The 24,055-nt window shown below is 55.9% G+C and carries 29 protein-coding genes; 18 read left to right on the top strand and 11 right to left on the bottom strand.

Going from position 1 to position 24,055, the window contains the following annotated elements:
* Window positions 1-112: 112 nt before the first annotated feature.
* Both OHL23_RS18995 and OHL23_RS19000 read left to right on the top strand, forming a co-directional pair.
* Window positions 113-2,170, top strand: a complete 2,058-nt coding sequence (locus tag OHL23_RS18995) for a phospholipase C (RefSeq protein ID WP_263353538.1) — start codon at window positions 113-115, stop codon at window positions 2,168-2,170.
* A gap of 100 nt (window positions 2,171-2,270) precedes the next feature.
* Entirely contained in the window at window positions 2,271-3,296 is a 1,026-nt protein-coding gene (locus tag OHL23_RS19000) for a type 2 periplasmic-binding domain-containing protein (protein ID WP_263353539.1), read from the top strand.
* Between the two features lie 17 nt (window positions 3,297-3,313).
* On the opposite strand, the gene OHL23_RS19005 is transcribed toward OHL23_RS19000, so the two are convergent.
* Window positions 3,314-3,832, bottom strand: coding sequence for a DinB family protein (locus OHL23_RS19005; RefSeq protein WP_263353540.1), 519 nt, complete (start codon window positions 3,830-3,832; stop codon window positions 3,314-3,316).
* 172 nt (window positions 3,833-4,004) lie between these two features.
* Between OHL23_RS19005 and OHL23_RS19010 the strand changes: the two genes are divergently transcribed.
* The 4 genes from OHL23_RS19010 to OHL23_RS19025 all read left to right on the top strand — a co-directional run bounded on the left by OHL23_RS19010 (window position 4,005) and on the right by OHL23_RS19025 (window position 6,505).
* The gene (locus OHL23_RS19010) at window positions 4,005-4,178 is read left to right on the top strand and encodes a hypothetical protein (RefSeq protein WP_263353541.1); all 174 of its coding nucleotides are present in this window, start codon (window positions 4,005-4,007) and stop codon (window positions 4,176-4,178) included.
* Window positions 4,179-4,299: 121 nt separating this feature from the next.
* Window positions 4,300-4,575 carry a BrnA antitoxin family protein gene (locus OHL23_RS19015; protein ID WP_263353542.1) on the top strand — a complete coding sequence of 92 codons (276 nt, stop codon included), beginning with the start codon at window positions 4,300-4,302 and terminating at the stop codon, window positions 4,573-4,575.
* 91 nt (window positions 4,576-4,666) lie between these two features.
* Window positions 4,667-5,221, top strand: a complete 555-nt coding sequence (locus OHL23_RS19020; protein WP_263353543.1) for a SelL-related redox protein — start codon at window positions 4,667-4,669, stop codon at window positions 5,219-5,221.
* A gap of 345 nt (window positions 5,222-5,566) precedes the next feature.
* Complete coding sequence (locus tag OHL23_RS19025; RefSeq protein WP_263353544.1) at window positions 5,567-6,505, top strand: hypothetical protein; 939 nt, start codon at window positions 5,567-5,569, stop codon at window positions 6,503-6,505.
* Between the two features lie 22 nt (window positions 6,506-6,527).
* On the opposite strand, the gene OHL23_RS19030 is transcribed toward OHL23_RS19025, so the two are convergent.
* Entirely contained in the window at window positions 6,528-6,947 is a 420-nt protein-coding gene (locus OHL23_RS19030) for a TOBE domain-containing protein (protein ID WP_263353545.1), read from the bottom strand.
* Window positions 6,948-7,138: 191 nt separating this feature from the next.
* Here OHL23_RS19030 and OHL23_RS19035 point away from each other — a divergent pair, with 191 nt between their 5' ends.
* The 7 genes from OHL23_RS19035 to OHL23_RS28955 all read left to right on the top strand — a co-directional run bounded on the left by OHL23_RS19035 (window position 7,139) and on the right by OHL23_RS28955 (window position 10,965).
* On the top strand, window positions 7,139-7,915 hold the full coding sequence (locus tag OHL23_RS19035; RefSeq protein WP_263353546.1) for a hypothetical protein: 777 nt from the start codon (window positions 7,139-7,141) through the stop codon (window positions 7,913-7,915).
* An 18-nt stretch (window positions 7,916-7,933) separates the two neighbouring features.
* Entirely contained in the window at window positions 7,934-8,614 is a 681-nt protein-coding gene (locus OHL23_RS19040; RefSeq protein ID WP_263353547.1) for a hypothetical protein, read from the top strand.
* Window positions 8,615-8,870: 256 nt separating this feature from the next.
* On the top strand, window positions 8,871-9,665 hold the full coding sequence (locus OHL23_RS19045; protein WP_263353548.1) for an IS1595 family transposase: 795 nt from the start codon (window positions 8,871-8,873) through the stop codon (window positions 9,663-9,665).
* Window positions 9,666-9,839: a hypothetical protein gene (locus OHL23_RS19050; RefSeq protein ID WP_263353549.1), complete on the top strand. Its 174-nt coding sequence runs from the start codon at window positions 9,666-9,668 to the stop codon at window positions 9,837-9,839.
* 224 nt (window positions 9,840-10,063) lie between these two features.
* Window positions 10,064-10,249 (top strand): hypothetical protein, encoded by a 186-nt coding sequence (locus OHL23_RS19055; protein WP_263353550.1) that lies wholly within the window; start codon window positions 10,064-10,066, stop codon window positions 10,247-10,249.
* A gap of 24 nt (window positions 10,250-10,273) precedes the next feature.
* Complete coding sequence (locus tag OHL23_RS19060) at window positions 10,274-10,582, top strand: hypothetical protein (protein ID WP_263353551.1); 309 nt, start codon at window positions 10,274-10,276, stop codon at window positions 10,580-10,582.
* 215 nt (window positions 10,583-10,797) lie between these two features.
* Window positions 10,798-10,965 carry a helix-turn-helix domain-containing protein gene (locus OHL23_RS28955; protein ID WP_396127399.1) on the top strand — a complete coding sequence of 56 codons (168 nt, stop codon included), beginning with the start codon at window positions 10,798-10,800 and terminating at the stop codon, window positions 10,963-10,965.
* Here the strand turns inward: OHL23_RS28955 and OHL23_RS28960 are convergent.
* Complete coding sequence (locus tag OHL23_RS28960; RefSeq protein WP_396127389.1) at window positions 10,949-11,173, bottom strand: helix-turn-helix domain-containing protein; 225 nt, start codon at window positions 11,171-11,173, stop codon at window positions 10,949-10,951. The genes OHL23_RS28955 and OHL23_RS28960 overlap by 17 nt on opposite strands.
* A gap of 75 nt (window positions 11,174-11,248) precedes the next feature.
* Between OHL23_RS28960 and OHL23_RS19065 the strand changes: the two genes are divergently transcribed.
* A complete protein-coding gene (locus tag OHL23_RS19065) occupies window positions 11,249-11,539 on the top strand; it encodes a hypothetical protein (protein WP_263353552.1) in 291 nt (96 codons plus the stop codon).
* Between the two features lie 17 nt (window positions 11,540-11,556).
* Here the strand turns inward: OHL23_RS19065 and OHL23_RS19070 are convergent, their stop codons facing one another.
* Together OHL23_RS19070 and OHL23_RS19075 are read right to left on the bottom strand one after the other, a co-directional pair.
* On the bottom strand, window positions 11,557-11,994 hold the full coding sequence (locus OHL23_RS19070; protein WP_263353553.1) for a hypothetical protein: 438 nt from the start codon (window positions 11,992-11,994) through the stop codon (window positions 11,557-11,559).
* A complete protein-coding gene (locus tag OHL23_RS19075) occupies window positions 11,975-12,382 on the bottom strand; it encodes a hypothetical protein (protein ID WP_263353554.1) in 408 nt (135 codons plus the stop codon). Before OHL23_RS19075 ends, OHL23_RS19070 begins: the two co-directional genes overlap by 20 nt.
* A 160-nt stretch (window positions 12,383-12,542) precedes the next feature.
* Between OHL23_RS19075 and OHL23_RS19080 the strand changes: the two genes are divergently transcribed.
* The gene (locus OHL23_RS19080) at window positions 12,543-13,202 is read left to right on the top strand and encodes a DUF1349 domain-containing protein (protein WP_263353555.1); all 660 of its coding nucleotides are present in this window, start codon (window positions 12,543-12,545) and stop codon (window positions 13,200-13,202) included.
* A 79-nt stretch (window positions 13,203-13,281) separates the two neighbouring features.
* Here OHL23_RS19080 and OHL23_RS19085 read toward each other — a convergent pair whose 3' ends face one another.
* Window positions 13,282-13,800 (bottom strand): Uma2 family endonuclease, encoded by a 519-nt coding sequence (locus OHL23_RS19085; RefSeq protein WP_263353556.1) that lies wholly within the window; start codon window positions 13,798-13,800, stop codon window positions 13,282-13,284.
* Window positions 13,801-13,882: 82 nt separating this feature from the next.
* On the bottom strand, window positions 13,883-14,074 hold the full coding sequence (locus tag OHL23_RS19090) for a hypothetical protein (RefSeq protein ID WP_263353557.1): 192 nt from the start codon (window positions 14,072-14,074) through the stop codon (window positions 13,883-13,885).
* A 419-nt stretch (window positions 14,075-14,493) separates the two neighbouring features.
* Between OHL23_RS19090 and OHL23_RS19095 the strand changes: the two genes are divergently transcribed.
* The gene (locus OHL23_RS19095) at window positions 14,494-14,781 is read left to right on the top strand and encodes a type II toxin-antitoxin system RelE/ParE family toxin (RefSeq protein ID WP_263353558.1); all 288 of its coding nucleotides are present in this window, start codon (window positions 14,494-14,496) and stop codon (window positions 14,779-14,781) included.
* The gene (locus OHL23_RS19100; RefSeq protein ID WP_263353559.1) at window positions 14,778-15,056 is read left to right on the top strand and encodes a helix-turn-helix domain-containing protein; all 279 of its coding nucleotides are present in this window, start codon (window positions 14,778-14,780) and stop codon (window positions 15,054-15,056) included. The genes OHL23_RS19095 and OHL23_RS19100 overlap by 4 nt, the downstream gene beginning before the upstream one ends.
* 89 nt (window positions 15,057-15,145) lie before the next feature.
* Here the strand turns inward: OHL23_RS19100 and OHL23_RS19105 are convergent, their stop codons facing one another.
* Complete coding sequence (locus OHL23_RS19105; RefSeq protein WP_263353560.1) at window positions 15,146-16,492, bottom strand: hypothetical protein; 1,347 nt, start codon at window positions 16,490-16,492, stop codon at window positions 15,146-15,148.
* Between the two features lie 244 nt (window positions 16,493-16,736).
* Window positions 16,737-18,764: an acetate--CoA ligase gene (gene acs / locus OHL23_RS19110; protein ID WP_263353561.1), complete on the bottom strand. Its 2,028-nt coding sequence runs from the start codon at window positions 18,762-18,764 to the stop codon at window positions 16,737-16,739.
* A 356-nt stretch (window positions 18,765-19,120) separates the two neighbouring features.
* On the opposite strand from acs, the gene OHL23_RS19115 reads away from it, so the two are divergent.
* Window positions 19,121-21,754 carry an aryl-sulfate sulfotransferase gene (locus OHL23_RS19115; protein WP_263353562.1) on the top strand — a complete coding sequence of 878 codons (2,634 nt, stop codon included), beginning with the start codon at window positions 19,121-19,123 and terminating at the stop codon, window positions 21,752-21,754.
* A 115-nt stretch (window positions 21,755-21,869) separates the two neighbouring features.
* Here OHL23_RS19115 and OHL23_RS19120 read toward each other — a convergent pair whose 3' ends face one another.
* Window positions 21,870-22,610 (bottom strand): hypothetical protein, encoded by a 741-nt coding sequence (locus OHL23_RS19120; RefSeq protein WP_263353563.1) that lies wholly within the window; start codon window positions 22,608-22,610, stop codon window positions 21,870-21,872.
* A gap of 42 nt (window positions 22,611-22,652) precedes the next feature.
* On the bottom strand, window positions 22,653-23,912 hold the full coding sequence (locus OHL23_RS19125; RefSeq protein WP_263353564.1) for a zinc dependent phospholipase C family protein: 1,260 nt from the start codon (window positions 23,910-23,912) through the stop codon (window positions 22,653-22,655).
* Window positions 23,913-24,055: the final 143 nt, after the last annotated feature.

Here is a 24,055-nt window from a genome sequence, read left to right on the forward strand (position 1 = left end):
CTTCCGGTTCCCTGCCGAAACATCCTGCGAAGGCGTGCGCTCCTTCGTCGGAAAACGAAGTTTGCGATAACACCCTGGCATTGACCGCTCATAAGCAGAAGGGAAAAGGAAGATGAATTATAGGAATTGGGCGAGGACCGGTTGTGCCTCGCTGACACTGGCCGCACTCACGATGCAGCCCTTCGCCGTAATGGCGGAACAGACGAAACCGGACGCAAACCAGAAGCCGCTCATTGAAATTGCGCCAAAATCCAGCGCCCTCGTCGCCGGTTACACGCGCCGCATCGAGAAAACGCCGTCGCTCTCCCACGCCCAGAAGCTGGCCCTGCTGCAAAAGAAAGTAAAGTACGTCTTCGTGCTCTTCCAGGAGAACCGCTCCTTCGACTTTTATTTCGGCACCTACCCAGGCGCGAACGGCCTCTTCACCCATTCCTCCGGCGAGACTCCGGGATTCAATCAGCCCATCGTGCAGGCTGACGGCTCTGTCAGTAGGATTTCACCCTTCCGAATTCCCCAATCCGTGACCGATGGAAACGGCAAGACCGTGCTCCTCTACCCCGAGGACACCGATTCCGTGAACCACGGCCACGCAGCCATCGACGACAAACTCCGCCTCGATGCAAACAACGTAGCCCGCAACGACCGCTACGCTTTCACCGAGCAAGCCCTCAAGGGCACACTGAACGCCGACGGAACCGCCTACACCGGCCCGGCGCCTACCGAAAAGCAAGTGCAGAAGGGCGAACTCGTCATGGGCCATGTGGACTGCGATACGGCTCCATTCCTCTGGACCTACGCCGACCGCTTCACCCTGTTCGACAACTTCTTCGACACCGTAATCGGCCCATCGACGCCCAACGCGATCGCCATGATCTCCGGCCAATCCGGACTGACCCAATGGGTCGAACATCCAGAACTGGGCAGCGACGTCAATAGCACCAACGCAGCGTTGCCCATGATCGCCGACCCGGAACCATTCTGGGGTTCCAGCCTGGACACGCTCACCCCGGCCAGCGACAAGCAACCAGTCAGGGATGGCCGCCCCAGCAAAACCCCAGCCTCGAATCTGACCTTTGCCGCGCTGCCGCTCTCCTTCATGGGTAACCAGATCCAACAGATCACCTCTCAGGACCGTAACCCGGCCTTTGACCTGCTCGACGTCCAAGGAGACATCAAGAAAATCGCAGGCGATGGCAACAAGCCTGTAAATTGGGGCTGGTTCCAGGAGGGCTACGATCATGAGCCCACCGACGCGGCCGGAGCGGCGCCCAACCACTCCTACATCCCTCATCACAACGGACCGCAATATTTCGGCTACGAGGCCAACAATCCCGCCGAAACGCATTCGCACCTGAAAGGCCTCGGCGACTTCTACACCGCGGTCGCCAACAACGCGCTTCCTGCCGAGGGCGGCGTCTTCTACGTCCGCGGCGGCTACGGCAACATCGACCACCTCGTCCCGCGTTCGCCCAGCGCGGCAGTCAAGGCCGCATTCGCAGGCAATGACGACCACCCCGGCTACTCCGACACGCAGATCAGCGAATCCCTGCTCGCGGACTCCATCAACGCCATCGCCAGCAGCAAGTATTGGCCAGAGAGCGTCATTCTCATCACCTACGACGAGTCGGACGGCCTCTTCGACCACGCCCAGCCCAGGATTCGCGCCTTCGATCCCAAAGGTCTGGCAATCGAACAAGGCCCGCGCATCCCGGCCATCGTGATTTCACCCTTCAGCGAAGTCCACGCCATCTCCCACGAAGCCACCGAGCACGGCTCGATCATCAAGTTCATCGACGAACTCTTCCATCTCACCCCGCTCGCCGATCTGCCCGACGAAGCAGCAGCCCGCGCACTCGGCGAAAAGAAGTATGGCCAGAAATACCTCGGACCGTCCGATGACCAGACGCCCGGCGTCGGCGACCTCTTTTCCGCCTTCGACAACGCCCGCCTCACCGGCACAGCCAAACCGCTGCCCGCCGAGTACGCGAAAATCCCCGCAAACCAGCTCACCAGCCTGCCGCACATGGACGCGCAAGGCTGCCGCGTCCTGCACATCACGCCCACCGATCTCGTGAACGGGAAGGTGATCGATCCCGCTCCCGCGGACTTCAACCCGCGCCCAAGCACGAACCCCGGCCTGCCCACCTCAGGCAACTGGCCAACCAACTAAGCCCATATGCCCTAGTACTACAGTTGTAGATCGCAGATTCCGGAGAGAGCCGGGGGCTTTAGCCCCCGGAACAAGAGTTCCTGAAATGAAGTGTGAGCGAGTGAGTAAACTTGTCCTACGGCCATTTCTGATCGCCTGCCTCGTTCTGGGCGCAGGCACAGCAGCTTCCGCCGGTCCCACGCTCGATAAGATCAAAGCCCATAATTCCCTGCCCTGCGGCATCAATACCGAAGAGCCCGAATACTCCACCGAAGATGCGCACGGCAACCACTCCGCCTTCGACCTCGATATCTGCAAAGCAATAGCCATCGCTGTACTCGGGCCAGACGCAAAATTCACCGTAACTCCCTACCGCGACGAGCGCGACGCCCGAAAGGCTTTGCAATCGGGTGAAATCGCAGTCCTGGCCACCGGATCGGCGAATTACCTCAACACTACCAATGCCGCCCTAGGCTTCGCGCGGCCCGTCTTCTACGACTATCAGGGATTTCTCGTCAACAAGACCATGAACATCGCTTCACCGCAGGATCTTACAGGGAAAAAGGTCTGCTTCCTGAGCGGAACCGAAATCGAAGACCAGTTAACTGCCTACATGAAGCGCGCACAGATCAAGTGGCTGCCGTTTCCCTTTCAGGAAGAGGGCGAGATGGAGGCTGCATTCATCACGCGCAACTGCGCCGCCGTGACAGCCGATGTTTCGCAACTGGCTTATGAGCGGATCGCTTTCAAAGCCATGGCGAAGGACTTTCAAATCCTGCCCGACGTGATCGCCAAAGACCCGCTCGCGCCCATGTATCGTCTGGACGACCCGCAGTGGGCCGCAATCGTAAGCTGGACCGTCGAAGCACTGATCCAGGCGGAAGAGAGCGGCGTAACGCAGGCAAATGTTGCCGACGGAAAGAATAGCGGCGATCTGGCAGCGCAACGCCTCTTCGGCAAGCTGCGCGGCTACGGCCAGTATCTTGGCCTCAGCGACTCCTGGGCTGCGAACATGATCCAGGCAGTCGGCAACTATGGCGAAATCTTCGACCGCGACCTTGGCTCTAAATCGCCAATGAAGCTGGATCGCGGCGCAAACAATCTCTGGACCCATGGCGGACTGATGTACGCCATGCCGATCCGCTGATCCGGCTATCCCGCCTCCTACCCAGCTTCGTTCAGTAACTCCCAAATCCGAGCCAGATGATGATCGTCATGCTCGGCCACAAAATATAAGTGGTCCACGAGACGCATCGGTATCTTCAGGCGCGGATGAGGAATAGCTCGCGTAAACAGGGATGGATCTAATCCATCCACGCGCTTCAGGAGCCTCTCTCTGGCAGCGCGAAACCCAGCCAGAATCTCTTCCAAAGGGTGCCAGTTATGATTCGCTTCGTCAGTCTTTCTGTTCTGCAAGTCCGTTGGAGTCAGCTCAAGGCTGCCCACCATGTAATCGCCCACCCGCGCCAGCCATAGCGGTTCGAGATCGAGCAGGTGCCCGGCGTGCTCCTGCGCCGACCATTTTTCCGGCGCTTTCTTCGCGAGGATCTCGTAAGTGCCGCCGCGAAGTGTCTCCTCCAGCCGCGCAGGAGTGCCGCGCAGACGCGCCCGAAGATTCGGAAGCAACTCCGCAGGAAACGAGAAATCAAATTTGCGCTCAAACCAGACAGGGACTTGACTCATAGATATCGCCTATCACCATCGCCTATCACCGCAGATTTATCCTACTGCTGAGGGAAGCAATTCATAGCATACTTCGTTTTGTCACGATTGCGTGTCGCCGGCCGTTAGATCACCTGGCCCCTTGCCAAGAGATCGGCGACAGGATTAGTTTGACTGGCACATGGAGGTTCTTATGCCAATCGATCCGACAATGACGAGTGAACTGGGAAGCGACCGATCGAAAAGGGGTGCGCCGATTGAGGTCAGCAGCTTTGGCTGGTATGCCGAAGACCCGATGGACGACTCCGTGCTCGGGCTGGACGATGAGGATGAGTTGGAAGGGCCAAGAGAACCGGAGGATGAGTAGATCCACTGGCCCGGAGGCGGCAGCAATTCCTGACGTCAATTGATGCGGTGTGGAGGATATGAGTGGAGGATATGCGAGAGCTTGAGTTGTGTCCCGTCGCAATTGCAGAAGGGGCCAGAGCATGAAGAAAACGATTGAGGCGCTCCAGCCGGAGTTGCGCACGGAATCGGGAGCCGTGGCGGAGAGCGAAGTCCAGCCGATGTCGATGGAGTCCTATGCCTGCAACGCAGCGCGAGGGGCATTTTACCGCCCGATCAAACACCCGCTGTCCCTGCGTCTGGATGCGGATGTGATTGCGTGGTTTCAACGGCAGGGACAGGGATATCAGACGCGGATAAACTCCGCTCTGCGGGAGTATATCGCCACGCACAGCAACGGGTCTGAGGTTTCAGGGTGAATTTGCGGGTTACGTCAGCGGCTTGGGTTCGGGTTGCTGCCCTCTGGGAGAGTCTATAATCGGCTCTTTCTTACGGAATGGAGCAGGGACGATGGCTACAGGAACGCAACCGGCAACCGAGCAAGTAGAACTCGCCGACGCTTTGCGGGAGTTTCACACGGAATCAGGCAGATCCCTGCTCGATCTGCTGGATGAATCGCCAGTTCTACTCGTCTTCCTCCGTCATTTTGCCTGCGCTTTTTGCGCGCAGACTCTGGATCGCGTCTCCCAGGTGAAAGAACAAATTGCCGCCCGGGGCGCGAGGCCGGTCTTTGTGCATCTTGGCTCCCCGGCGCGGGCCAAACCATACTTTGACTACTACCATCTCTCGGATGTGGAAAGAATCAGCAATCCCGACGCATCCCTGTATCAACTCCCTGCGTTTGCCTTGTCGCGCACCAATCCTTACCTGCATTTTCTGAATCTCACGGTTTGGAAGGGATGGCTCAAGGGCGCGATGCGCAAGTACGGCATTGGCATGATCAAAGAAGACGCCGAACAAATGCCTGGCGTGTTCTTCCTGAAAGACCGGAAGATCGTGCGGGCTTTCCGGCATCGAACGATTGCTGACGAACCGGATTACTTAAAGCTGGTTGGTGCAGGTTAGCCGCGTTCCTGATCTCCGGATGCGCGCGTATGCGTTGTTGAATAGGTGTTCTCCATGACCATTCCGGCGCCACTGCCTGTCATCCAAAGATTTCCGCAGTTTCCGAGAAGATTAAAGGGGACGAAAGATGTGAGCAAACATCCATCTAAACGGGCCTGGACGTATTAAATATCATCCGTAAATTCAAGAAAATACATCAGATATAGGAACAATCGGCCCGCGGCACAAAGCTTCTTCATCGCTGAACCATTTTCGGAAAATGTGTAGTCCCAGTTCGATGCTATAGACGAAGCGACCGGGCAGTCGAGGTCATCTAACCTGAAGATAGCATCGGAGAGCTTGAAGATGGCGCGAAACGAACCCGAAGATGGCAAGCAGAAAGCGCTGGCCAGACTGTGGGCGCAGTTCGAGGACCTACACGACCGGATCTTCTCCGACGAAAGCAAGACAGCTCTGAAGTACCTGGTGATTCGGGTAAGCATCGCCGGTTTCGTAATTCATCTGGCGCTGATCTTTCTTGCGCGGTCGCTTGCACACCCACCCATGCTCATCGCCGAGATCGGGCAAAACTATCTGGCCGCGATCTCCACCCCGTTCAGCTTCATTCTGTTTTATGAGGTGCTGACCCTGATTGCGGCGCTCCCCGCAGCGACGACACGCTCAATCGCCAATCAATACGAGATCGTGTCGCTGATCTTCATTCGCGAAGTCTTCAAAGATATTGCCTCGGCCGGCAATCTGTTCACGGAACACCGGCTCACGCCCGAAGCGCTGCCCGTCCTGGTCCATATGGGAACGGGCTTTGCGATGTTCTTTCTGGTCGCGGTATTTCGACATGTAGGTCTATCGCGTGTCCGGCACACGAGTTCGATATCCCCCTCTCGCGGATTGACGGAATTCATTGCGCAGAAGAAAGTGATAGCCATCGGGCTGGCCGCTCTGCTCCTGGGGATGGCCGCCTATAACGTTGGCATCTTCCTTCTCGCAGTTTTTCAGATAGCTCAAAACGGCGCTACCGTCGTTCCACCTACAAATACGTTCTATAACGACCTGTTTACGGTGATGATCTTCACCGATTTACTGATGCTGATTCTGTCGCTGGAAGTTTCGGGACGCTATGAGATGGTGTTTCGCAACGCAGCCTTCGTAGCATCGATTATCGTGATCCGCTTCGCACTGACAGAAGAGTATCCGTACGGCGCGCCGATTGCTTTGCTGGCGATGGTGTTCGGAATCCTGACGCTGGCGGTGTTCAACTACCATACGCGGATCAACGACATGTAAGGCTCCCGCTTGCCATCGGGATCTATACGCCCAATAGGACATGCGATGCCTTGATGATCGCACTTACTTTATCGCCCTGATGCAGATCCAGCGCCTTGACGCTTTCCTTTGTGATTGCGGCTACCACCGGGGTTCCGCCAGCCAGCCTGACTTCGACTTCGCTGTTCACTGCGCCGTCCTGGAGTTTCGCCACCTCTCCCGCCAGCACATTCCGCGCGCTCAGTTTCATTTCATTTCCCTTACCGATCATCACGTCCGAAGCCTTGATAATCGCATAGGTGGCTGTGTCCTGCCGCAAACCGAGCGTATCAACGCTGGAATTGGTGATGATCGCAACCATGTTCTCGCCACCTTGAAGGGTCAGCGTAACCTCGGAATTCACTGCTCCCTTGGTCACGTTTGTAACTTTTCCTGCAAGCACATTCCGGGCGCTGATTTTCATTCTCAGTACCTCCGCCGATGCACCACATCATACTCTTCAAGCGAATTCTTCGAATTGACCGTGTGACAATCTTTGTCAATCGGCCTGGATCGGCTTTGATCTGCCTAGGTGGCTTGAACCGGCGGCTACACGCAAAGGACAGTTGAAAATACGTTTGACTTCCCTGCCTTTATCCACTATCAATGGTCGCCATGAATCTTTCGCCAGTTACTGGGGACTCGATCGTAATCACGATCCTGTACACAACCCTGCTTTTGTGGGGAATGTGGGTTGGTGTGCGCCAGGTCTATCAGGGGTTTTTCCGTCCCCAGGACCTGCTGAACCCGCTCTTTGGAAACAGCCAGGCGATCAAGATCTTCACCTTTCATCTGATCGTCGTCTCACTTGATCTCTGGGTGTGCGGACCAGTCTCACTGCACTACAAGAGCCGGCTATGGTATTGGGGAGGACGCATTGCATTACTTTCGTCATCGCTGCCAGTGGCCTCTTACTTCAATCGCAATCCCCAATCCTTCGGCAAACTGATTGGATACTGGGTGCGATTCCGCAACTACTTTGAGATTTCGTTGCACGTGCTGGTCGCTTCGCTGGCTCTCAACTGGTTTTATTACTACGGACTGCTTTTCTGGCTCGTAGCATATCGCTATCTCGACGTAGGTCCCCGGCGGCTCTTGCAGACGCTTTACAACACTCCCGAAAAGAAAGCTGCAAGACCATGGGCTCCAATCCTGAACTGGGCGGTTATTACGACGATTTATGTACTTACCGCAATTGCTATCTATCATCGCAAAGTTATCTTTGCCGGACCACCGGACATGGATTTACCCGCCCACGTCGAGCAGATGTGGGAAGTCATCCTGGTGGGCGCGATCAATGTGGGCGTTGCACTTACCGCCTGGAACATGATGCGCACTTACACGGGGCCGGGCCCGGCAGCGGCGCTGATTCCCCCCAACGCAGAACCGTAACTCAAGGAAAGAGAATCTATGCCCCCTTATGACATTACCAAGTCCCTGCAGCCTGTCGAACAGCTTCTAGCTGCCACCACGAACCCGCGCCATCGCTACCTGCTCATGGCTTACCTCCGCCATCTGTATCTTGAAATGTCCGGGAGATATGACGAAGTGCTGGGAGACGACATGATGGTCGAGAATCCCGTCTATAACCTGCACGCGCTGGGCTTCAACACCACCATCAGCGGCAAAGAGAACGTGCGCAATCTTTACAAGTTCTGGGCCGAGACGAACCAGAGTGTCTTTTATGGTGAGAACGTACAGGTGGCCGTCGCGGATAACTTCATTGCGCTTACAGTTCAGGCTCATCAGCAGGTCTGGGGCGGTTCGATTCTGTCGTCGAAGGCGCTGGGATTGCTGCCGAAGGGGCTCTCTGCCGATGTGCTGATCGAAATGCTGAAGCTGAAAGGCGCGAAGGCCGATCCGAATTGCATGTATCTATACAGCAACTTTGAAGAGACGATCTGGCCGTATGACGACCGGGGCCGGTTGGTGCGAGAAGATGTGCTTGAGCCGAATCCGGCGGCGGCGCAGATTACGAAGCTCGATCCTTCGGAGGTGCTGACGACTGCGCAGGCGGCGGTGTTGCTGGCTCCGCTAATCAAGCCTTTGCCGGACTTCGATTCGTTTGTGCTGGGGAAGACGGCGAGTTAGGCGGCGTAGCCAGAGTTCCGATTTCAGAGGTGGGCCGAATGCCCTTGTTCCACGAATGTTCTACGTGGAACATTTTGGCGCTGTTTTTGGGGCAAACTCTGTCAACTATCTTTGCTGTAACTAATTGATTTGGATGGGCTTGAGTTTGCAGGGAATTAGGGCTATTTGTGCCTCAATTTTCGGCTCTGAAAGTGACATAGCGTTGACGGGCGTAAACATACTTGACTCATCAAGCAACTTTAGCTAAAGTTGCTGCATGGAACCAAAGCCCCTGCAACAGGCGATTCTCTACTTCGCCAATCCGGACAACTGCGTTAGCTACATCGTAGCGCGGCGCTGGCCGGATGGCGTGGTATGCCCTACTTGCGGGCGCACCGACGTTTCCTACGTTCCGGCCCGGCGCGTGTGGCAGTGTAAGAGCCGCCATCCTAAGTGCCAGTTCTCCGTCAAGGTCGGAACCATATTCGAGGATTCGCCCATCCCGCTGGATAAGTGGCTGATGGCGATGTGGATGGTTGCCAACTGCCGAAACGGAGTTAGCTCCTACGAGATTCACCGCACCATCAAAGTCACTCAGAAGTCGGCTTGGTTCATGCTGCATCGGATACGGCTGGCCATGAAGGGTGAGACTGACACTAAACTCGGCGGAGGCGGAGGCCCAGTCGAAGCCGATGAATCGTTTGTCGGCGGCGATCCTATGAACTGGCATTTGGGAAAGAGAGCAACCCGGAAGCGCTTCACCGATCCCGAACTCAAAGCCAAATCCGAAAAGACTGCCGTTATGGGGATGCTTGACCGGAGCACACGCGAAGTCCGTGCCAAGGTAGTTCCCAATGTAAACCGCGAAACCTTGCAGGATGCCATACTGAACAACATCGCCAGAAAAAGCGCCATCTATACCGATGGCTGGAAGGCTTACGACAACCTCAAGGCTCTGGAATTCGTCCACGAAACCGTGAACCATGTCGAAGAGTATGTGAGAGGCACGGTCCACACCAATGGATTGGAGAACTTCTGGTCACTGCTCAAACGCAGTCTGCGCGGTACATAGGTGTCCGTCGAGCCGTACAACCTGGACGCCTATATCGACGAGCAGATTTACCGATACAACAACCGGATCGGGAAGAAAGATGGGGATCGATTCTCCAAGCTGGTGTCCAAGGTAGTCGGGAAGCGGCTTACCTATGAAGAATTAACCGGCAAACTGGACGCGAGGCCTTTCTAAGCGCCAGCATCGCGGGAAGGGGAAGCCTTCTTCTTAGGACCGCGCCGGTTCGGGTTGGCCTCTGCCTGCTTCAGGTACTCTTCCTGTCGTTGTTGAATCTCGGCTTTCGGAACACTTAAAACCTTGTCCACCAAGCTGGTAAACCTGTCGTATTCTTCCGAGGTTGGCGGCTTCGCACCCATGCCAATATGATAGCGCCAACCTGCTTCCAAGGAGAATGACACATGCCCGATCTGACCAATGATGAGCAACTGGACGACTGGGATGAACCAGACTGGGGCGAACTCGCCCTGCGGGAAATGGGATGCTTTGAAGAGGGTAGCGGCGACGATGACGACCCAGCCGTCTTGGCATACATGGATGAGTACGCAGACGATTGGCTGGAGGCCCATCCACCCAAGCCGCTATAGTGGGAGCGAATTCGAGGAGAAACTATGGCAGAACAACAACAGGCTTATCAGGATTGCATTCGTGAACTTCTTCGAACGGTCGAGAGGTTAATGGCTGAGAATGTTGCCCTTCGGCGTGTAATCGCAGACCTTCGCGGACCCAAGATGCCAGACTTGTATGGCCGCGTGCTTCCAGAAATTGAACGAAACTCGGAACCCATGTTTCACACATTACATTCTTATCTTCGAGAAGGAAATCCAGAAGAGATTCGGCGTACTCTTGAGCAAGCCTTAAATAGCCACCAAGAACAGATGGCGAAGGCTCCCTTTCAGAGTTCAGATGAGTACCATTAGACAACTCTTGCATTGAACACACTCCAGATGTACCCTTGGATTGTCGATGCAAGAGTTTGGAAGGGCGGCCTGCCAGGGCCGCTTTTCTACGTTATGCCGCTACTGTAGCGCGAATCCCAAAACAGCGCTATGCACTTCCAATCCCAGAGCAGCTAAAATCGTGGTCGATGAATACGGAATATGAGATTAAGCTCGTGATGACCGAGGCTCGGCTGATGGCTGGGTTGACGCAGAAAGAACTTGCGCGACTGATGTGTACAACTCAATTGGCGATAGCGAGGATGGAGTCTGGGCGGAGTTTGCCAACCATCGCCACGCTTGAGAAATTGGCCGAAGTGACTGGGAACCGGCTTGAGGTTAGGTTGATTAAATGCCCTTCATAAACTCCGCTATCGACATTCCGAATGCAGTCGCCAGAGCTTGAATCGTGTTCAAGCAAACTTCCTTCCTGCCTAATTCCAGATCCGAAACATAGTTCTCGTTGATCCCGGCCTGCACTGCTAAATCCAACTGCCGCCATCCGCGCTTTCGCCGCAAACTTCGGATTCTCTGCCCGAGGGCTGTGCAGACTTCACTTGCCATCCCCACCATAGTCCGGTTAGGCTGGAAAGTTCATCCCTACTATAGTGGGGATTTCAGAAATTCCCGTTAGATCGGAACCAGCCCATGAACCGGCTAAAAGCGTTGCCCTGGACGCAGATTTTGCTCTTTTGCCTGCTGCTTACAAATCTGGTGAACTACGTCCAGATGGAAAGATTGAAGCGGTCAGTTGACGATGTATGGTCACAACTTCAAGATCAGGCATCCGCTGGCCAAATGGACGATATAGAGAAGCAGATCAAGGAATCCAACGAACATCTTCAGGAAGTCGAGTTTGGCCTACGCTGCATGTCCAGTCGTTTCGACGCGACGTGTATAGCAGCGGGACGTTCCCGTCTGAGCCCCATAGCACCATAGCGAAAGCACCTTTCAGCCTAAAGGATGGCTTCCAGTTGCTCCATGAACAGCTTTACTTGCCCAATCAGGTTGCCAGCTTCCTCCAAGGTGTATGTATCCTTTGGGTGCATCACTTCGTTCCGCCGAGCCAGCTTGACGGCGTAGAGGTTAGCTGAGGCTTGGCTCATCGCAACTCGATCAGACTTCGCTGGCAAATCTTTGATCGCCTTATTTACTTCCTCCAGAATGTTGTGCCAATACTTTTCGTTGACCAGAGCCACGCCGAGCTTAGTGCCGAATACCTGTACACCAACCTCCATGATCCGCATCAAGTGGAAGACGCAAGCTGTACTCCGGCCCATAGCGTAGCAGTTCCCGGCCTCAACCATGTCATACTGGATCATCGGAAATCTGGCAACAACTCCCTTCCCAAAGAGTTCTGGTTGATCGTAAAAATCAATCTGCTTCGATGGCATGTAAAAAAAACTGCTCTGCGTCCATCTCCAGGCGAATCACTCTTCGCAACGCCTCAAACCTGGCACGCACTACTTCTCTCGCTAGGATTAGTCCTGGCTCCAGCAATTCCGCTGCACAACCGCCCGAAATTTTGAGGTTAATTTCTTGGCAGCAGTCCCGTATTTTCACGAGTTTATTGCGGAGGTCGCTATCTAAGTCGAAGCTGACAACCTCCGAATCCGGATAGTTGGGAGCATAATGCTCCAACCACTCCTCCTCTTGGTGTAATTCAGAAATAATGCTCACATATGCAGTAGCCGAAAACCGTTCCATGTCCCACCATGAAATCAAAGAGTATGGCGAGGATACCCATGGCTGGCGAATGTTGTCGATAGGGGTGCTATTCATGCCGCACCCCCTTGATGAGCCAAGCATATTCTTGCCCGTTGACGCTGTGAACCCAGGTCTCAAAAGCGAGACCTGGGGCACCCCGATTTTAGATGTGGGCCACCCGGCAGTCAGTTATACGGGTGATTGGAAATTCTGAAAAGGAGCAGGTGGAATATTGATGGACAGGCGGAGATTCATCGAAGATTCCTTGTTGGTTACCGCGGGATCGGTGTTATTCGATCAGGCAATGGACGCGGCAATTGCCTCGTCACCTCATGACAACTTGTTTGCACGCATGACATGGATGAACGAACCCGCTTCTTCCAAGATCACCGGAGAGCAGATGGTGGTTCGGAGCCGGCCAAAAACGGATTTCTGGCAAAAGACATTCGATGGCTATGTCGCCGATAACGGCCACTTCTATCACCTCTCTGTGCCCGGAGAGTTTACCTTCACAGCCCGTTTCAATGGCAAGTATGCAACGCTCTACGATCAGGCGGGACTGATGGTCAGGTTGGACAGTGAAAACTGGATGCGATGCGGCACCGAGTTCCTTGAGGGAAAGCGATTCGCGAGCGTAGTTTTCACACGCACCTATTCCGACGGATCTACGATGCCGGATCTCTCTGAGACAGACCCTGTCTGGTGGCGGGTTATCCGCAAGAAGGATTCCATTGAGACGCTCTGTTCGCTCAACGGCGTTCAATTCACTTCTGTTCGTATGGGATATTTCCAGCCGAGTCGACCAGTAGAGGTGGGAATTATGTGCGCTGCTCCGAGCGGCCAGGGATTTGAAGCTACATTCGAAGATCTGAAACTGCAAACAGTCTCAACTTAGGCTGTACCGTGAACCCATGTCTCAAAGGCGAGACTTAGGACGTTCCGATTTCAGATGCGGACCGCCCGTCGAGTGTGGCTTAGTCGGCTAGGGCGGCTATTTCGCTCAAGGCTACCTGGAAGCTGCCGCCTGGAAGCTCGAAGGTGGTTGCCGGGGTAAGCTGGCCGCTTGAGTAGAGATAATAGGACGGTTTTTTCGGCTCGATAACCCAAATGGCTGGGATGCCCATCTGCTGGTAGTCGGCCAGCCGATCCAGCATTTCGGTCATCGTGTCTGTCGGGGAAAGGATTTCGAAGACGGCCAAGGGAGGCTGGGTGACGATCTGCTCTCGCGGGGCGCCTCGGCTGAGGATGGTGACGTCGGGAACGCGGAAGTTGTCGGCGGCTACCTGGACACGCAGTTCGGGGTAAACGCGGATGTTCCAGGCGGAGTTATGTTCGCTGAACCAGCGAACAAGGGCCGCCTGCCAGGATGCGTGATCGAGTTCGCCCACAGCGCGCTCCTTGATGACTCCGCGGACGTACTCGCAGTCGGGGTTGGCGGAGGTTTTCCGGTACTCTTCGACGGAAATCCGATTTGAGATCAGAGCTGTGGCCATACTCGGCCTCCGTGATGTGATTGTACTCGGATGTGCTCCACCCGCCCAATTGCGGCGATAGACCCATAAGGGCCTGTACCCTTCAACTGCCGGAGGGAGCGAGGGCTGCGAAGACGGCTGCGCTGACGGCTTTGGTGACAAGGCCGTAACCGGCGGTGGTGGCCACGGTGGCGAGGATTCCGGGGTTGGCGCGGCGGCCGAAGTAGACCAGGCCTGCGCCAAGAAGTCCGAAGGCTAATGTGGATGCGATGGATTGGTCTTGTCTGCCGGTCATTGAGGTCTCTCCGATTCGATTCTCAGATTGCGTGTCAGAAGTAGGATGCAGAAATTCGGCGCGGAGGGCGTGTTGCGCGAGAAGGCTGGCGTGACGTCGGAGATGTCGATCAATATCAGCGAGTCTATTGGGCAGGGTTCGCCGGATATCTGGTTCAGTTGCAGCATGATTACGATTTCTGGCAGGCGGCCCATGCGAAGGGTCGACGGAAGAAGATTGCTCCGCTGCGGTCGGCGGCGGCTTGATCTGCGGGCGGTACTTGGGCCTGCTGGTGCCACATGCCAGTTTGATATTATTGAGAAACAGGATCTGTACATTTTAAAGTGCAGTGGTACTATATAAGGTACGGCATCGTGGATGGTTCAAGGCAACAGAAGATTCCTCTTATTTTCTTCCGTTCACCGTCTGGGGTTGAGCCGGTGAGAGAGTGGTTGCTGGGGCTGCCTGAAGAGGAGCGTCAGTCAATCGGGCGAGACCTGCTGCGGGCGCAATGGCAGTGGCCAGTTGGAATGCCGCTATGCCGTCCGATGGGGAGAGGGTTGTGGGAGATTCGCACGGATATGCCGACGAAGCGAACTGCGCGAGTACTGATCTGTCCGCATCGCGATCACCTGGTCGCATTGCATGGATTCATTAAGAAGACGCGGACCACGCCGGAGGATGATTTGGAATTGGCGCGCAGGCGTCAGAAGGAGTTAGGGCAATGAGCGATCAACATATGGGTTCGAGCATTGATGATTTCATGAAGGAAGAAGGCATCTTTGAGGAGGCGCAGGCGCAGGCTGTGAAGGAGGTTGTTGCGTGGCAGCTTGCCGAAGCTATGCGGGTGCAGAAGATCTCCAAGAACAGGATGGCGACTTTGCTTAAGACGAGCAGGTCGCAGGTGGATCGGCTGCTTGATCCGACGAGTGATATTACGCTTGCGAGCCTGCAGCGGGCCGCTGTGATGGTTGGGCGGCGGGTTTCGATTGAGCTTGTTTAGTTATAGATAGATTTGTGGACGATCCAGCAGTGAACCCAGGTCTCAAAGGCGAGACCTGGGGCATCCGATTTTAGATGTTGATGGGATTTTTACTCTGCACAATGGTTCCTGCCGCTAGGCCAGAATTTCGACTGCAAGATAGGATCGACTGGGTAGTCAGACCACCAAACTTCTTTAAGGCCTGGAAGTTGTCTACGAATGTTTGCCAGTGCCGAAGATTGGTCGCATAGGTGCGGACCAATTACAAGCGTTCCGCCTTTGATCTGAAGGCTAGAACTCAGGTAGAAGGTTTCCCCATCGAAAAAGAACGTGCAATTCTCGAAGTGGCCACTAATGATTACAGTATTGTCCAGAAGTATCTTCCCGCCCTTCAAGGTGCCATTGCCGACACAACTATATTGAATGTAGACAGCTGAAGGCAGGCCGATTGGGAGAAGAGCGTCGTCGAAATTTGAGTTCATTACGATATTCTGCGCAAACACCTTTGGGTACTCATTCATGCCAACCGGCGGAGCGAAGGCCGGTTGTCCACCAGCAAAAACAGCCTCCTGAATGGGGCCACCGATAACCGGGGAAGGGTATGGGGGAAGCATCCCATTCTGGTCGGCGATGTGCCTTAGGTGTTCGGCCAATTCTTTAAGCTGCGCGGCTGAGAGCGTGTCCAGGCGATGCTGTGTCTTAGCACGTGCGTACGCACGAAGTGGAGGTTCATCCCTGAAGAGAACATCGTCGGGATGAGCGATCCTATCGGAGACAGCCTTTTCGGCATTAGGTGGGGCTGAGATGAGATAAAGTAAATCATCGTTGTGGTAGTCCTCAACTGACGAGATACTGGCACGAGGTCTGGCAGAAGTGCCTTCTGCTGGCGCCCTTGAGTACGAGATGACGCGCTTGGTACTTCTCATAGTACCGTCAACATCGTAACCCGCGAATATTAGGTCTAAATCAGTAGGTGCGTGGGACGCGATGCCTTCGCTTGCGATCCGTGCTGCGTTGAGATTATCGAGATAGTATCGAATGTATTCCGTCAAGTCACTTACCTTTTTATCAAACGTCAGGACAGACTCAGACTTTGACAACTCCTTGGAGTAGGCAAAAATCAACTGAGAGGTTGCGACAAACATGGGATACAGAGCATTCTCTTTATTACCAACGTTAGGCCCTGGGTCGGTAACCAGACCGGCAAGCGAAACCATTGTCTTTTTGTCAAGTCGAAAGAGTTTTTGCTCCAGGTCTTCATAGTCGCCATTGGGTTTAGTTCCTCTGCTATCGGTGATAAGCACCATTGCATTCTTGTTAGCGAGGAGAAGGTTAATCGTCCCATGCGAGGGTAGACTGGGCGCCGTTTGCGGTAAGGCATGCGTCGCTGCAAGCAAGCCAGACAGAACGGTGACAAGGAATGGCTTAACTTTGGCCCAAGTCTGAACAGCCTTCATCGGGATTCCTCCGGCGCTCGTTTTAAGAAATGTTAGCACCCGCCAAGACAAGCGCAGGAACAACTGCAACGGCAACAACAGATCCTTCGCTGCGCTCAGGATGACAAGTCGTGGGGTGGCGCGGAAATTTGTGAGTCCCACCCTTCCCGCAAAAGGCGCGGTAAGGATGGGGCACCCACTTTGGTGGTGATTTCAGGAGAAGGCGCGGGCTGTTCTTGCGCCGTAGGCGCGGTTGCCTAGGCGGCTAGCCTTCTTCGGATTCGCGGAGTTTGGCTATTACTTGGAAGTCTTCCAGTGTTGTTGTGTCGCCTTGGATGGTGCCGTGGGTGGCTAACTCGCGTAGGAGGCGGCGCATGATTTTGCCGCTTCTGGTTTTGGGCAGGGCGTCGGTGAATCTTATCTCTTCCGGCCGGGCGAGGGAGCCTATCTCTTTACTTACCCACTTTTTCAGTTCTTCTTTGAGAGCTGCCAGGGCTTCGGGGGTGGTGGCGGCTGAGTTATGGGCTGACTCCAGAGTTACGAAGGCTACTACGGCCTGACCTTTTAGGTCGTCGGGGCGGCCTACTACGGCGGCTTCGGCTACTTTGGGGTGGGCTACCAGGGCGGATTCCACCTCCATGGTGCCGAGGCGGTGTCCGCTGACGTTCAGGACGTCGTCGACGCGGCCCATGAGCCAGTAATAGCCGTCGGCGTCTTTGCGCGCTCCGTCGCCGGTGAAGTAGCAGCCGGGGACGTCGGACCAATAGGTTTTCTGGTAGCGTTCGTGGTCGCCGTAGATGGTGCGGGCCATGCTGGGCCAGGGTTTGCGGATGACTAACAGGCCTCCACTGCCGGCTGGGACTGGGTCGCCTTCGCGGGTGACGACCTCGGGCTGGATGCCGAAGAAGGGGCGCGTGGCGGAGCCGGGTTTGGTGGGGACTGCGCCGGGGATAGGGGCGATCATGATGGCTCCGGTCTCGGTCTGCCACCAGGTATCGACGATGGGGCAGCGACTCTGGCCGACCCGCTCGCGATACCACATCCAGGATTCGGGGTTGATGGGTTCGCCTACGGTGCCCAGGAGACGGAGCGAATCGAGCCCGTGCTTTTCTACGTGTTCGTTGCCCCACTTGATGAAGGCGCGGATGGCGGTGGGTGCGGTGTAGAAGATGGTGACGCGGTGGTCGTCGATGATCTTCCAGAAGCGGGAGAAGTCGGGGTGGTTGGGCGCGCCCTCGTACATGAGGACAGTTGCGCCGTTCTGGAGCGGGCCGTAGACGACGTAGGAGTGTCCGGTGACCCAGCCGATGTCGGCGGTGCACCAGTAGACGTCGTCGGGGTGGTTGGGGTTGCCGAGGTCGAAGACGTACTTGGTGGTGAGGTAGGTCTGGACGGCGTATCCGCCGGTGGTGTGGACGAGGCCTTTTGGTTTGCCGGTGGTGCCGCTGGTGTAGAGGATGTAGAGCGGGTCTTCGCTGTCGAGTGGCTCGGCGAGGCAGGTGGGGTCGGCTTTGGCTACGAGGTCGTGCCACCAGTGGTCGCGGCCTTGCTGCATGGCGACTTCAGCGCCGCTGCGCTTCAGGACGACTACGTGCTGGACGGATGGGGTGTTCGCGAGGGCTTCGTCTACGGTCTTTTTGAGCTGGATCTGGGCGCCGCGGCGGTAGCTGGTGTCCTGCGTCAGGATGGCGACGCACTGGCTGTCGTTGACGCGGTCGGCGATGGCGTTGGCGGCGAATCCGCCGAAGATGACGGAGTGGATGGCTCCGATGCGGGCGCAGGCGAGCAGGGCGATGGCCAGTTCGGGGGTCATGCCCATGTAGACGGCTACGCGGTCGCCTTTTTTGATGCCGAGGGATTTCAGGGCGTTGGCGAATTTCTGGACTTCGGCGTGGAGTTCGGCGTAGGTGAGCTTGCGGATTTGACTGGTTCCGTCAGAGCCATAGGGTTCGCCTTCCCAGATGATGGCCGTTTTATTGGCGCGGTCGCTAAGGGCGTGGCGGTCTACGCAGTTGTAGCTCAGGTTGATTTTGCCGTCGACGAACCATTTGGCGTTGGGGAGGTTCCAGTCGAGGACTTTGGTCCATTTTTCGAACCAGTGGAGTTCGCTGGCGGCTTCGGCCCAGAAGCTCTCGGGGTCGGCGATGGAGCGGGCGTAGAGGGATTCGTAGGCTTCGAGCGATGGGATGTTGGCTGCGGCGGCGAACTCGGGCGGAGGGGGAAAGACGCGGTCTTCGCGGAGGGTGGATTCGAGGTCCTGGCTAAGTACTTTGGTGACAGATTGCGAGGCCATTCATTGTCCTTCAAAGACGAAAAGTGTCGGAATAATCACAACTGCGCTAATGAGGCTGCATCATTCCCTTAAATGACACGATAGCCGCTGGGAATGGGATGGGCAAGCCAGAGCAGTTTTGGACACCTTCCTTGAAATGGTCGAGCTTACATTCAATTTTCGCAAGAACTGCTTGACAATGAGAGATTTCTAATTTCATGTGATTGCGAAGTTTTTGCGAGTCGCCGGATTCTTCCAAAATCAGGCAATAGCAAAGCGCCCGGGGTGGTCTTAGCGCAGTCGTCTCAAAGCCGGCAAGCAATGTGGAAGCCTCGCGTTCTACACGTGGCTGACATAAGGCAGGACAAGGAGAGATCATGCCAGAGCAAATTGCGAAAATGAGTAATTGGGGCCCTTCTGTTGCGGATGGCATCTACCCCCAGCGCGATCCTCTGAAACATCAATTCGGGATGACAACGCGATTGATTTTCCTATGTGCTGGGCTTTCCGCTGCTTCTCTGGTTGGATGTGGTGGCGGAAGCAAGGGTGACTTCACTCTGGAAGTCGCGCCTGCAACCATCACCGTCGTTCCCGGCGGCCCAGCGCAGACATTTACGGTTGGAGCTTCACCGGTGAATGGCTTCAAAGGAAGTGTCGCTCTTACAGTGGGCTCTCTTCCCACAGGCGTCACGGCATCGCCGACTAGTTTAACCATTACTCCGGGCACTCTAATGCAGGTCAGCGTCACCGCGTCTTCCACGGCTGTGGCCGGTTCCGCCAGCATTGCCCTCTCTGGAACTTCCGGAACTCTCACGCACAGCGCCTCCTCCTCGCTGACGGTCGCGCCACTCCCGCCGCCGGTCGTCGCTGACTTCGCGCTCGAAGTCGCGCCGTCGACCATCACTCTTGTCCCAGGCGGCGCCGCGCAGACACTTACGGTTGGAGCTTCCCCGATAAATGGCTTCACTGGAAGCGTTGCTCTTGCAGTTGGCTCTCTTCCGGCAGGCGTGACGGCAACGCCGACGACTTCAACCATTACTCCCGGCATGTTGATGCTGGTCAGCGTGACCGCATCTTCCACGGCTGCGGTCGGCACCACCAACATTGCCCTGAATGGAACTTCGGGGGCTCTTTCACACAGCGGCTTCTCTACCCTGACCGTCACGCCTCCGCCGGCCCCTGTCACAACTGCTGCCTTGAGCACGGCGTCGTTTAGTTTTGGCAACAATCTGGTCAACAACAGCCTGACCCAAACTGTTGTTCTAGTCACGAATACCGGGTCGGATACTTTGATGATGAGTCCGACCCTATCCGGGGATCCAAGCTATTCGATTGTCTCCAGCCAATCGTGCGGTAGTCAGCTCGCCGCCGCTGCCAGTTGCGATGTCGTGGTGAAATACACGCCTACGACGCCGTCCGCCCCCAAAACGCAGGATGCCGTCTTGAATATGGGCTTTGGAGACGTACCGGCTGGGACTCCGCAAACTGTGGCGATTACAGGAATATCGGCAGCGCTGACCGCAGGTCAGGTAACGGCTACGAATAATCCGCAGGTCGCGCTTTACACAATGACCTTACCTTTTCCGGGAAGCATGACGGTCAATTTCGGCACCACCACAGCCTACGGATTCACAACATGGTCGCAGTCCACTGACACGGCAGGCGGTAAGGTGAGCATTCTCGTTGCGGGCATGAAGGCCGTCACCGCTTACCATATGCAGGCCGTTGTGACACTTTCAAACGGAGTGACGGCGAGCGATGCGGACCATTCCGTCACAACCGGTGCTGTACCCGCGAATATGGTCATCAGTCTAACGGCGGGCGCCATGCCAGGAATGACACCACAACCGGGGCTCGAGATGTTGAACCCACTGAGCGGAACACCTACCGGAGTGATTGTGACCGATCTCTCCGGAAACGTGCTCTGGACTTACGCGAACCCTGGGAGCGGTGCGAATTTCATTGACGGCGTCAAGATGCTTCCAGACGGGGATCTGCTGATGACGATCGGCGCGAGTTCGGGAGCTCCGCTCAGCGGCCCAATACCTGATGGAACCTTCCTGGAAATGCGCGAAGTTGACCTGGCCGGAAACACGGTCCGCGAAATCAGCATTGCCGATCTGAATGCAGAATTGGCCACTGCAACTTGCGCCGAATGCGGAGTGGTCATTGATACCTTTCACCACGATGTGGAACCGCTGCCCAATGGCCATTGGCTGGTGTTGGGCAACACAATCCGGCAGCTATCGAGTACCAGCAAGCCGCCGTTGACGAATGCAGCGCCACAATCCGTGTTAGGCGATGTGATTGTGGATCTGGATCAGAATCTCCAGCCTGTCTGGGTCTGGAACGAATTCAATCATCTTGACCCCAACCGGCACCCCTTGCAGTTTCCCGACTGGACACACACAAATGCCATCGTGTACTCACCGGACGACGGGAACATCCTGGTTTCGATGCGGCATCAAAACTGGGTAGTAAAAGTGGACTACGCGAACGGCACGGGTAAGGGCGATATCCTCTGGCATTTGGGCGAAGGCGGAGACTTTACTCTTCAAGGTGGAACAGATCCGACCGATTGGGAATATGCTCAGCACGGTCCCGGATTTTTCAGCCCGAACACGAGCGGCGTTTTCTCGCTTGGATTGATGGACAATGGAGATGACCGCATCTTTCCATCGACTGTCAAATGTGGCTCTGCGGGAGCCCCACCGTGTCTCTACACAACTATCCCTGTCTTTCAGATCGATGAGACCGCAAAAACGGCTAATCTGACCTTCCATCAGATACTTCCCTCTACCCTCTACAGCTTCTTTGGAGGCAACACGGATCAACTCCAGAATGGGAACGTCGAATACGACCTATGCGGTCTTGGAACCCGTCACGGCTCCGATGTGTACGAAGTAACGCAAGAGAGCACTCCGCAGACGGTCTGGAGTATGCACGTCACCGGCACGAATCTGTACCGCGCCTTCCGCATTCCGAGCTTCTACCCAGGAGTGCAATGGTAACGCGCCCCCAAGGCGAATGAGCCAAAGTCGAAAGTCGCATGATTGGAAGTCGCTGTTCGTTGGCGACTTCCGACCAGTATTGTTGCGATAGCCGTTCGCGTGGAGCCTGGGCAAGTTAAGGATTGGTTGCGGGGGCGAGGTCGATCTTGTAGCCGGAGTAGTCGATGGTGAGGAGGGTGTCGCCGAAAAGGCGGCTGTGGGAGCGGGCTTCGGCGTGGGTGGCCATGGAGAAGCCGTCGATTTTGATGTAGTCGCGGGAGACTTTGGTTTCGCCGGCGAAGAAGGACGGGCTTTGGGATGGGGTGCCTTCAATATGTACGAGGGTGAAGTCGGAGGCGTCGATGAAGGCTTTGCCGATGAAAAGATGCGGGCTTTTGTGGTGCGGATGCAGGTCGACGATGATGCACTGACGGCCGTTCTTTTCGACGGTGCCGGGCTCGGGAGTGAGGTCGTAGTTGTGGGAGGTGATGAGGGCTGCTTCGCGATTGGCGGGGATATTGATTTCTTTTTCGCTGGCGAGGACGTGGTCGATGATGGCGCTGCGCATGAAGGCGGAGCCGCTCTGGGCGACGGCGGTGTATTGCTTGCCTGTGGAGCGGTCGTAGACGGTTTGGATGGTTTCCTGGGCGGAGGGCTCGGGCGCTCCGTTGCGGTAGAGAGCGTACTGTTCGCGGACGGTGTAGCCAGTGACAGCGTTGTAGCGCTGGTAGACGGCGGCGTCGATGCGCTGGATGATTTGCTGGTCTGTAGGGCGGTCTGTTTGCGGTGGAGGCTGGAATGCGTGGGCATTCGCTGCGACGACGGCCAGGGCGGCGAGGATGGCGATACTGGCGAAGGGACGGATTCTATTTGGCACTTTTTTCACTTGGGTTTGGACGATGCAATGCTGGAATTCGATTCAATGGGATGTGACTGAGGAAGTCTGAAATGCCTGGAGCTGGGCTAGATTACTACGCGTTTTTGACCACTTGGCGGGATTTTTGGCGGCGAATGCGGGCGGTTGCGGATCTTTGTAGAAAGCCAGGATGTTGGTCTGGAGATCGGGCGTGAGATTGGCGAAGTGATTGCCTGCGAGTTTATTGAGGAGATCGGCGTAGGTGGCATCGGTTAGAGCGTATTCGCCGGCTTTGGTTTCTTTGCCAGTGTCGAAGTCTTTGTTCTCCAGATTCAGAGCGTTGGTCTGGATTGCGGTCAGGTCGTCGCCATATTGCGTGGCTGAGTTATTGACGCTTTGCATATAGAGATTTTCGGTGGATGGGGTGGGCATTTTGAAATCGAGTGTCTTTAATGGACCGATTTTAGGAAGTATAGAAATGATAAAGGCCAGGAGGCGGTCGCCGAAGTTGGGGCGTTGGTAGGTTCTGCCCCATTCGCGGCGGTATTGGCTTACTTTGAGGTGATAGAGAAAGCGTTTGCGGGTCATGGTCGGATCTTCTTTGACTATTTCGTCTTTTTTCATGGCCAGGGCCACGCGGGTCATCTGCGGGATGAGGCGGCTGACGGAGTAGCGGAAGCTGCCGACCGCCATGTCGAAATTGGGGAAGATTGTCTCCAGGGGCAGGCCGTAGGTGGCGAGCACGGTCTTTTCGAGGAGGGGCTTTGAGACTTCGAACCCGATGAAGTCGTGAAAGGCCTGGGAGGTGAAGCGGTCTTTGGCGACCTGGACGACGTCGAACCCGAATTCGGTGCGGATGTGGGCGCTGTGGTTGTCTTCGTAGGTGACGATGTCGCCGTATTTGGCGCGGAGCTTGGGAAAGTAGTCTGCGACTGCTTTGTTGACGGCGGGATGGCCGGCGATGTCGGAAGCGTAGTGAGCGAGGGACCCGAGGGCGAAGGCGTACTGGTTGATGTCGCCTGATTTCTCGGCCTCAGAGAGCATGTTGCTGACGAAGTCGCCGCTGCGGACGTAGTGGGTGAGATCGCTGAAGAAGTGGTTGCCGAAGGGATAGTAGCCGATGTCCTGAATGAGGCAGCCGCCATAGGCATAGGCATGAGCCTGGCGCATCTGGTCGTCCGTGGTGCCGGGATAGCGGGCGAGAAGAATTGGGCGGATCTGGGATTTCCAGAGGAGATCGACGATTTGCTCGTGGGTCAGGACAGAGTAGGCCGGAGCATTCTGGCTTGCCGTGAAGAAGCACAGGATAACCAGGATGCGCACCAGTCTCCGAGGGAGTTTCTCAGTAAACTGACGGGTCGACCTGGGAAATGGAAGCACCGTAAAAGCATACAGTTTGCGAGAGGCCGGGGTCGTACCAGTTTGCTCATCCGAGTCTATTTAGACTACTTAGCGACTCGTTCAGG

The sequence above is a fragment of the Acidicapsa acidisoli genome (genome assembly GCF_025685625.1).
Taxonomy (GTDB): Bacteria; Acidobacteriota; Terriglobia; order Terriglobales; family Acidobacteriaceae; genus Acidicapsa; species Acidicapsa acidisoli.